At 71.0% G+C, this 8,989-nt stretch carries 7 protein-coding genes and 1 pseudogene; 5 read left to right on the top strand and 3 right to left on the bottom strand.

Annotated features, from left to right (window positions below):
- Positions 1 to 229 precede the first annotated feature (229 nt).
- Positions 230 to 778, bottom strand: a complete 549-nt coding sequence (locus FL583_RS22910) for a GNAT family N-acetyltransferase (protein ID WP_205752368.1) — start codon at positions 776 to 778, stop codon at positions 230 to 232.
- Between the two features lie 245 nt (positions 779 to 1,023).
- Here FL583_RS22910 and secA point away from each other — a divergent pair.
- From secA to FL583_RS22900, 3 genes and pseudogenes are all read left to right on the top strand, one after another.
- Positions 1,024 to 3,571 (top strand): annotated as a pseudogene (gene secA, locus FL583_RS22905) (preprotein translocase subunit SecA); the annotation flags it as partial.
- A 125-nt stretch (positions 3,572 to 3,696) separates the two neighbouring features.
- Complete coding sequence (locus tag FL583_RS43040; protein WP_420843181.1) at positions 3,697 to 3,855, top strand: SEC-C metal-binding domain-containing protein; 159 nt, start codon at positions 3,697 to 3,699, stop codon at positions 3,853 to 3,855.
- 123 nt (positions 3,856 to 3,978) lie between these two features.
- Entirely contained in the window at positions 3,979 to 5,292 is a 1,314-nt protein-coding gene (locus tag FL583_RS22900) for a hemolysin family protein (protein ID WP_142706825.1), read from the top strand.
- A 55-nt stretch (positions 5,293 to 5,347) separates the two neighbouring features.
- Here FL583_RS22900 and FL583_RS22895 read toward each other — a convergent pair whose 3' ends face one another.
- Positions 5,348 to 5,863 carry an Rv3235 family protein gene (locus tag FL583_RS22895; protein WP_142706823.1) on the bottom strand — a complete coding sequence of 172 codons (516 nt, stop codon included), beginning with the start codon at positions 5,861 to 5,863 and terminating at the stop codon, positions 5,348 to 5,350.
- Positions 5,864 to 5,978: 115 nt separating this feature from the next.
- Between FL583_RS22895 and FL583_RS22890 the strand changes: the two genes are divergently transcribed.
- Positions 5,979 to 6,539 carry a hypothetical protein gene (locus FL583_RS22890; protein ID WP_142706821.1) on the top strand — a complete coding sequence of 187 codons (561 nt, stop codon included), beginning with the start codon at positions 5,979 to 5,981 and terminating at the stop codon, positions 6,537 to 6,539.
- On the opposite strand, the gene FL583_RS22885 is transcribed toward FL583_RS22890, so the two are convergent.
- Complete coding sequence (locus FL583_RS22885) at positions 6,532 to 6,777, bottom strand: helix-turn-helix domain-containing protein (protein WP_142706819.1); 246 nt, start codon at positions 6,775 to 6,777, stop codon at positions 6,532 to 6,534. The genes FL583_RS22890 and FL583_RS22885 overlap by 8 nt on opposite strands.
- Before the next feature lie 204 nt (positions 6,778 to 6,981).
- On the opposite strand from FL583_RS22885, the gene FL583_RS22880 reads away from it, so the two are divergent.
- On the top strand, positions 6,982 to 7,833 hold the full coding sequence (locus tag FL583_RS22880; protein WP_142706817.1) for an SAF domain-containing protein: 852 nt from the start codon (positions 6,982 to 6,984) through the stop codon (positions 7,831 to 7,833).
- The last annotated feature ends 1,156 nt before the right edge of the window (positions 7,834 to 8,989 follow it).

Genomic DNA, 8,989 nt, shown 5'->3' with positions numbered 1-8,989 from the left:
TGGCCCGGCGGTGACCCGGCGGTGACCCGCGGTGGCCCGCGGTGGCCCGCGGTGGCTCGGCGGTGGCCGGCGGTGGCTCGGCGGTGACCCGCGGTGGCTCGGCGGTGACCCGCGGTGGCTCGGCGGTGGCTCGGGGCGGTGGGTGGGACTGATCCTGGGGGGTCCGGGCACGGGCGGAGGTTCTACGGCGGGGCGGTGCGGCGGGCGGTGGTTCGCCGGGCGGCGTAATTCAGCTCTTGAGATCGCTCGGGAGGAGCGAACCGATCCACGCGTCGGCGCGGGAGCCGTCGCGGACGCGGACGCGGTCGCGGAGGACGCCCTCGATCGTGAAGCCGGCGCGCTCCGCGACCGCCCGGGAGCCGGTGTTGCCGACCTCGGCCAGCCAGGTCAGGCGCGAGACCCCCAGCGAACCGAACGCCCAGCGAGCGACAGCGAGCGTGCCCGCGGTGGCGATTCCGCGGCGGCGCGCCCACGGGGCGACCCAGTAGCCGACCTCGGCGAGGCCCTCGGTCAGGTCCATCGAGACGAGTCCTACGGTGGCGAGCCCTTCGCCGGTGAGGGCGTCGAAGACGCCGAACGGCGCGCCGCGGCCGGTGGCCCAGGACTGCGGGACGTGGTCGGTGACGTAGCCGACCGCGTCGTCGAGCCGGTAGGGCGCGGGGACGCGGGTCCAGCGCTGGATGTCCGGGTCCTGGCAGGCGCGGCAGACCCACTCCGCGTCGACGGGCCGGCACGGCCGGAGCAGGAAGCGTCCGGCGGTGAGCTCCACGGTGTCCACCAGGCCATCCTCGCTGTTGGCGGGGTTCTCGGCACTAACGTGGTCATCCCAAACATGGAAATCTTCGGCAAACTGCTCGGGTCGGACTATTGTTCGGGGTCCTGCCCGCGCCGGTAACACAAGGTTGCCGCTCCTGGGAACCGTGTGCGGCCCGCTGCGGTTTACTTGGTGAGGAGCCGTGCCCCGACCGGTGGACGGCTGGCCGCGTGAGCGCGGGAGGCCCGTCGCCGGCCACCGCGCCTACGATGGCGGTAGGACATCCGAGGGAGCTGACCGAACCCGTGATCTTCGAGAAGATCCTCCGCGCCGGTGAGGGGCGGATCATTCGCCGTCTCAAGGCGATCGCCGACACCGTGAACTCGATCGAGGACGAGTACACGGATCTGACGGACGCGGAACTCCGCGAACAGACCGACCAGTTCAAGGAGAGGTACGCGGACGGCCAGTCGCTCGACGACCTGCTCCCGGAGGCGTTCGCGGTCGCCCGCGAGGGCGCCAAACGTGTACTGGGCCAGCGGCACTACGACGTCCAGCTGATGGGCGGCGCCGCACTGCACCTGGGCAACATCGCCGAGATGAAGACCGGTGAGGGCAAGACCCTCACCTGCGTGCTCCCGGCGTACCTGAACGCGCTGGCGGGCGAGGGCGTCCACGTCGTCACGGTGAACGACTACCTGGCCCAGCGCGACGCCGAGTGGATGGGCCGGGTGCACAAGTTCCTCGGCCTGTCGGTGGGCACGATCCTGCCGAACGCGCTGCCCGGCGCGCATAAGGCCGCGTACGACTGCGACATCACCTACGGCACGAACAACGAGTTCGGCTTCGACTACCTGCGCGACAACATGGCCGGCTCCGGTGGAGAACTGGTGCAGCGCGGCCACTTCTTCGCGATCGTCGACGAGGTCGACTCGATCCTGATCGACGAGGCCCGGACGCCGCTGATCATCTCCGGCCCGGCCGAGCAGTCGGCCCGCTGGTACACGGAGTTCGCGCGGATCGTGCCGCGTCTGCGCCGCGAGCGCGACTACGAGGTCGACGAGGGCAAGCGCACGGTCGGCATCAGCGAAGAGGGCGTCGAGAAGGTCGAGGACCAGCTCGGCATCGAGAACCTCTACGAGGCCATCAACACCCCGCTGATCGGCTACCTGAACAACGCGCTGAAGGCCAAGGAGCTCTTCAAGAAAGACAAGGACTACATCGTCGTCGACGGTGAGGTCCTGATCGTCGACGAGTTCACCGGCCGCGTCCTGCACGGCCGTCGCTACAGCGAGGGCATGCACCAGGCCATCGAGGCCAAAGAGGGCGTGAACATCAAGGACGAGAACCAGACTCTCGCCACGATCACGCTGCAGAACTTCTTCCGCCTCTACGACAAGCTCGGCGGCATGACCGGTACGGCCATGACCGAGGCGGCCGAGTTCCAGAAGACCTACAAGGTCGGCGTCGTGCCGATCCCGACGCACCGGGACATGGTCCGCAAGGACCGGCCGGACGTCGTCTACAAGACCGAGCAGGCCAAGTTCGAGGCGGTCGTCGAAGACATCGCCGAGCGGCACGCGAACGGCCAGCCGATCCTGGTCGGTACGACGAGCGTCGAGAAGTCCGAGTACCTGTCGACGATGCTCGACCGGCGCGGTATCCGGCACGAGGTCCTGAACGCGAAGAACCACGCGCGTGAAGCCGAGATCATCGCCCAGGCCGGCCGCGAGAGCGCGGTCACGGTCGCGACGAACATGGCCGGTCGTGGTACCGACATCATGCTCGGCGGCAACGCCGAGTTCCTCGCCGCCGCCGAGCTGCGCAACGCCGGTCACACCCCGGAGGACGAGGACTGGGAAGAGCTCCTGGCCACGACCGTCGAGCGGGTCAAGGGCGAGGTCGACGAGGAGGCCGAGCAGGTCACCGACGCCGGTGGGCTCTACGTGCTGGGCACCGAGCGGCACGAGTCCCGTCGTATCGACAACCAGCTGCGCGGCCGGTCCGGCCGTCAGGGTGACCCGGGCGAGTCCCGGTTCTACCTCTCGCTCGGCGACGACCTGATGCGGCGGTTCAACTCCGGCGCGGTCGAGGCGATCATGGACCGCCTCAACATCCCGGACGACGTCCCGATCGAGTCGAAGATGGTCAGTCGGCAGATCCAGTCGGCGCAGACGCAGATCGAGCAGCAGAACGCCGAGGCGCGCAAGAACGTCCTCAAGTACGACGAGGTGCTGAACAAGCAGCGCCAGGTCATCTACGCCGAGCGCAAAGAGGTGCTCGACGGTGCCGACCTGCAGGAGCAGATCCGGCACATGATCGACGACATCATCGACGCGTACGTCACCGGCCTCACCGCCGACGGCTACGTGGAAGACTGGGACCTCGGTCAGCTGATCAAGGACCTCAGCCTGGTCTACCCAATCTCGTTCACCGAGGAGTCGCTCGAGGAGGAGGCCGGCGGTCGCGAGGCGATCGACGCCGAGTTCCTCACCGCGAAGCTCACCGAGGACGCGCAGGAGGCTTACGACCGGCGCGAGAAGGAGCTCGGCACCGAGCTCATGCGCGACGCCGAGCGTCAGATCGTGCTCGCGGTGCTCGACCGGAAGTGGCGCGAGCACCTCTACGAGATGGACTACCTGCAGGAGGGCATCGGCCTCCGCGCGTACGCCCAGCGTGACCCGCTGGTCGAGTATCAGCGCGAGGGCTTCGACCTCTTCAACGGGATGATGGAGGGCATCAAGGAGGAGTCGGTCCGCCTCCTGTTCCACGCCGAGATCCAGACCGAGGAGCCCCCGGTCGAGGCTCCCGCCGACGATTCCCCGACCGTCGAGCAGCACGCCGAGATCCACGGGTTGCTGCGGCCGCGGCCGTCGAACCAGCCGTTGCAGTACAGCTCGCCGGCGATCGACGGCGAGGCCGGCACCGGCGGCGGGGTCGCGGTGGCGACCGACTCGCCGCTGGGTGCGGCGGCCGGCGCGCGGAAGGCCGTCGCCCCGGGTCAGAAGACCGGTGCGGGTCCGTCGCGGAACGCTCCCTGCCCGTGTGGCTCGGGCAAGAAGTACAAGCGCTGCCACGGCGCGCCCGGCGGTCCGGCCTAGGTCCGTTCAGGGGGCCGGGCCTGGGATTTCCCAGGCCCGGCTTTCTTATTCGGACGCCGTTTGAGCTGCGCAGTTGTCGGGGTAAGTGCAGTTAACATCTGTTCGGCGTCCCCGAGAGGAATCATGGACTCCGTCGGTGCCCAGCTGGCACTCGTCGCCCTGCTCGTCCTCGTCAACGCTGCGTTCGCCGGGAGTGAGATCGCGCTGATCTCGCTGCGGGAGAGCCAGCTGCAGCGGCTGTCGCGCCACGGCGCCGGTGGCCGGGTGCTGGCGCGGCTGGCCCGCGACTCGAACCGCTTCATGGCCACGATCCAGGTCGGGATCACGCTGGCCGGGTTCCTCGCGTCGGCGACCGCGGCCGTGTCGCTGGCGTCGCCCCTGGTGGGGCCCTTGGGCTTTCTCGGCGACGCGGCCCGGCCGGTCGCGATCGTCCTGGTGACCGTGTTGCTGACGTTCGTGACGCTGGTGTTCGGCGAGCTCGCGCCGAAGCGGATCGCGATGCAGCGGGCCGAGGGGTGGGCGCTGGCGGTGGCGCGGCCGCTGGACCTGCTCTCGACGCTGAGCCGGCCGGTGATCTGGCTGCTGGGCGTCACGACGGATGCGGTGGTGCGGCTGGCCGGGGGAGATCCGGACCGGCAGCGCGAGGAGGTCACCCGGGAAGAGGTGACCGAGATGGTGAGCTCGCACAAGGGCTTCACGCCGCTCCAGCAGACGATGATCGTCGGGGCGCTCGAGGTGGGCGACCGGGTGCTGCGCGAGATCCTGGTGCCGCGCCGGGAAGCGTTCGTGCTGTCGTCCGATCTGTCGGTTCCGCGGGCGCGTGCCGAGCTGGCGGCGTCCGGGCACAGCCGGGCGCCGGTGGCTTCGCGGGGGTCGCTGGACGACGTCATCGGGGTCGTGCATCTGCGCGATCTCCTGGACGATTCCGTGGATCTGGTTTCGCGGGTCCGGCCGGTGCCGGCGTTGCCGGGGAGCATGCGGGTGCCGGACGCCCTGCGGGAGCTGTCGCTGGCCCGGACCCAGATGGCGCTGGTCGTCGACGAGCACGGCGACATCGACGGGCTGGTGACCGTGGAGGACCTGGTCGAGGAGGTCGTCGGCGAGATCTACGACGAGACCGACAAGGACATCCGGTCGGTGCAGATCGCCGAGGACGGGTCGATGGTGCTGCCGGGGTCGTTCCCGGTGCACGACCTGATCGACATCGCGATCGAGTTGCCGCACCGTCCGGAGGGGGATTACACCACGGTGGCTGGGCTGATCCTGGCGGTGCTGGGGCGGATCCCGCGGTCGCCGGGGGACGAGGTGACCGTGGATCGGTGGGCGTTCGAGGTGCTCGCGGTTCGGCGGCGGGCGATCACCGAGGTGCGGGTTCGGCCGGACCTTTCGGCTGGGGTGGAGCCGCAGGAAGTTGAAGAGGTCGCGGCGGCGGAGTGAGGGTCCGCGGTCGCTGTTTTTCGTCGGCATGGCCCCGGAGGGGCGCGGTCTGTGGTCAGAGGATCGTGAGGACCGGGCAGCGCCAGCGGCCGTCGAGGCCTTCCAGGCGGATGGCGACGGCGCGGGTTCGGGTGCCGACGTCGGCCAGGACCGTGACTTCGGCGACGCCGTCGGCCGGTTCGCAGAGGAGCGTGCGTCCGAGATGGATGCGGGTGCGGTTGCGGGGCCGGTAGGGCGTGGAGCGGACGCCGGCCCGCGCTCGCTGGAGGCGCCCGGCCAGGCGGTGATAGGCGTCCTCGGTGAGGTGGGCGCGGAGCTGCTGGACCGGTCGGCGTCCGCTCAAGACCTCGAGCAGGGCCAGGACGAGGGCCCGCGCGTGGGCGATCGGGTCCGGCAGCGCGTTCCGAGGCGTCGCCTGGGGTCCGAAGGAGACCTTCTTCGCGGTGGCTTTCGTGGGGACGGCCGGACGGAACGGGAGTTCCGGCGGGACCGACCGGAGGTGGAGCGCGGGCGGACGCAGGAGCGTCAGGGCTGGTGGCTCGAGGGCGGGTGGCCGGGTGATGACGGGCACTTGCATAGCGTTCCCCTACGTTTGCTTTCGTTTACCTCCTCTAGGAAACGATCTCGGGTTAGCGCTGCGCAAGCGATCGGTTTCTTTCTGTGGATGAACTGGGCACAGTGGACCCGTGGACGACCGGTGGGAAGACCTGTTCGCCGACGCCGAGGCGCAGTTCGAGGCGCTGCGCCGCGACGAGATGGCGTCCGAGGCGGCCGATCGGACCCGGCGGGAGTTCGCGCTCGTCTCGCTGGTGGACCGGTTGCGGGGCAGCGTCGGGTCGGAGCTCGAGGTGTGGCTGCCGGACGCTTCGCTGACCGGGGTGCTGGCGCGCGTGGGTCCGGATTGGATGGCGCTGTCGGCCGGTGGAGCTCGGGAGGTCGTGATACCGCTGGCCGCGGTCGTGGCGGTGGAGGGCCTGTCGCCGGCGACGGCGGCCGACCCGGTCGGCCCGGTGGAGGCGCGGATGGACCTGCGGTTCGTGCTTCGGCGCTTGGCTCGGGACCGGACGCCGGTCCGGCTGGCGCTACCGGGAGGGAAATCGTTGTCGGGGACGATCGACCGGGTCGGGCGCGACTTCCTCGAACTCGCCGAACACTCCGAGACCGAACCGAGGCGCGCGCGGGCCGTCCGCGCGGTGCGAAGTGTGCCGCTGGCCGCGCTGATGGCCGTTCACGCGCGCGTCAGCTGATTTCCTCCTCGGGTGCGTCCGTGTAGGTGAACGGATGGCTGCGGACGAAGTCCTTGGTCTCCTTGTACATCCGCTCGATATATCGCTCGAGTTCGGCGCGCTCGACACGCCACTGGCCCCGGCCTCCGATTTTGATGGCCGGGAGATCACCCGACCTCACCAGCGCATAGGTCTGTGAGGACGAGATGTTCAGGATCTCTGCAACGTCGGAGAGCTGCAGAAATCGCTCGGTTGCCATGTCACCTCCCACTGCCGCCTTCGAGTTTGCCATTGGGGTGGTAGCTCCGTTCTCGACGGTCCACAGCGATATCGCAACGATGCTCAAATCCGATCGACGCCGACTGTGGACAAATGAAGCGGAAGCTGATCGCGGTGCGAGATCATAGGAACACCCCTAGTCGCCTCGATCGGCCGGGCTAAACACCACACGGTGAGGATTTCGATGTCCGTACCGGTGTCACCGCCGGCCCTCCGGCGTCGCGTCCCGTCGTGGGTGGATTTTCGCTTTCTGCTGGGCCTGCTCCTGGTCGTCGGGTCGGTGCTGGGCGGAGCCCGGCTCTTCGCGGTCGCCGACGACACGGTGCGGGTGTGGGCGGTGGCGCGCGATCTCGGGGCGGGCACCGTGCTGTCCGCGGGTGACCTGGTCGGCGTGCGGGTCCGGCTGCCGGAGAGCTCGGGGCTGTACCTCGCCGCCGACGGCGCCGGGCCGGTCGGCCGGCCGCTGGCCCGGGACGTGGGGGCCGGGGAGCTGTTACCGAAGGCCGCCGTGGCCGGGCGCACGTGCGGCAGCGAGGTGAGCGTCCCGGTGAGCGCGGAACACGCCCCCGCCACGTTGCGGCGAGGGGTGCGGGTGGACGTGTTCGCGACCCCGCGCGGTGGGGAGACCGTGCGGGTGCTGGTGTCGGCCGCGGTTCAGGGGGTGAGCCGGGAGTCGGGGATCGCGGGCGGGGTGGCGTTGGTTTTGCGGGTGCCGGATGAGGTCGCGGCGGGGGTGGTGCGGGCGGTTCGGACTTCGGAGATCGATGTGGTGGTGGTGAGTGGGCGGGGTGCGGATCTGGTTTGTGGGGCGGCGCCGGTGGTGGGGTCTTCGTCGGCTTCCGTCGGGGGTTTGCCTGAAGGGGTGCCGTCGGAGGGCGGGCCGTCTGGGGGAGAGCCGTCTGGGGGCGAGCCGTCTGGGGGCGAGCCGTCTGGGGGCGAGCCGTCTGGGGTTGAGCCTTCTGGGGTGCAGCCGTCTGGAGGGGGGCCGTCGGGGGGCGGGCCTGTTGGGGGGCAGTCGGCGGGGGGTGGGCGGTGATTTCCGTCTTGACCGTGGTGACGGATGGGAGTGCGTGGGAGGACGCGCTGGTGGCGGCGTGGGGGAGCGGGAGCTCTGGCGTGAACGTGGTCCGGCGCTGCACCGGGGCGGCGGATTTGCTGGCGGTGGCCTCGACCGGAGTGGCCGTCGCGGTGGTGGTCTCGGCGGATCTTCCGCACCTGGACCGCCCACTCCTCACCCGCCTCGCCGGGTGCGGGGTCGCGGTCGTGGGCCTGGCCCACCCGGACGACGGCGAGTCCCGCGACCGGCTGCGTGCTTTGGGAATCCCTCACGTACTCCCGACCGACGCCTCCCCGACGGCGGTGGCCGCTGCTCTGAGAAGCGCCGCCAACGCCCTGGTCGCGGGAAAGTCCGTGGCCCGGGCCCCGCGATCGACCCCGCGCAGCCGCCCGGTCGAACCGGGAGCATCGGGTGGCCGGGGCGCCGCGAGCAGCGGGCGCCATGCCGAGCCGCCGTCAGCTCGCCCTGACGGCGCCCCGCCCCCACGCTGGCCCCAACGCTCCCCGGCTGCCGGCCCTTCCGCACCCGTCGGCGACAGATCCGGGTCAACGGGCGCGGGGGACCCCGGCCCAGGCCACGGCGGATCGGCCGGTACCGGAGCCGGCGTGCCGGACAGGACGAGCGATCCCACCGTCCCCGATCCTGGCTACGGCGCGCCTCCTAGCCCTTACGCCAGCCGCACCACGCCCGCCATCCCTGGCCAGGGCACCCCATCCGGCTCGGCCCAAAACGCCCCGCCCGGCGATGCTCCGCCTGACTTGGGCCAGAGTGCTCCGTCGAGCTGGGACCATGGCCGACCGGCCAGGCCCGATCACGGCGCGTTCCCGGGCCCTGGCGGCGGCCGTGTAGCGCCCGGCGACCCTGGCTACGGCCCTCCGCCCGACCGCGCCCCGGGAGCTCCGCCCGACTACGGGGTGTCCGCCGGCCCTGGCCATGGCGCGCCTGCCGGCTCCGACAGCAACGGTCCTGGTAGTGGTCCGCGCGCCGGCGGCGGCCCTGGCCCAGGCTCCGGACCTGCCGTGCCCGGCGGCCCCGGCCCAGACGCGGCCAGCCCCGGCCGAGGCGCAGCCGGCGGCGCCGGCTCGGGCGCAGCCGGCGGCTCCGGCCCAGGCGCACCCGCCCCCAGTTCGCGTGG

Source organism: Cryptosporangium phraense (genome assembly GCF_006912135.1).
In the GTDB taxonomy this organism is placed as follows: domain Bacteria; phylum Actinomycetota; class Actinomycetes; order Mycobacteriales; family Cryptosporangiaceae; genus Cryptosporangium; species Cryptosporangium phraense.
This window is presented reverse-complemented; position numbering and strand designations above follow the sequence as displayed.

Coding starts and splice junctions, on each gene's coding strand:
- FL583_RS22900 (WP_142706825.1), top strand. CDS start 3,979: ATGGACTCCGTCGGTGCCCAGCTGGCACTCGTCGCCCTGCTCGTCCTC.
- FL583_RS22885 (WP_142706819.1), bottom strand. CDS start 6,777: ATGGCAACCGAGCGATTTCTGCAGCTCTCCGACGTTGCAGAGATCCTG.
- FL583_RS22880 (WP_142706817.1), top strand. CDS start 6,982: ATGTCCGTACCGGTGTCACCGCCGGCCCTCCGGCGTCGCGTCCCGTCG.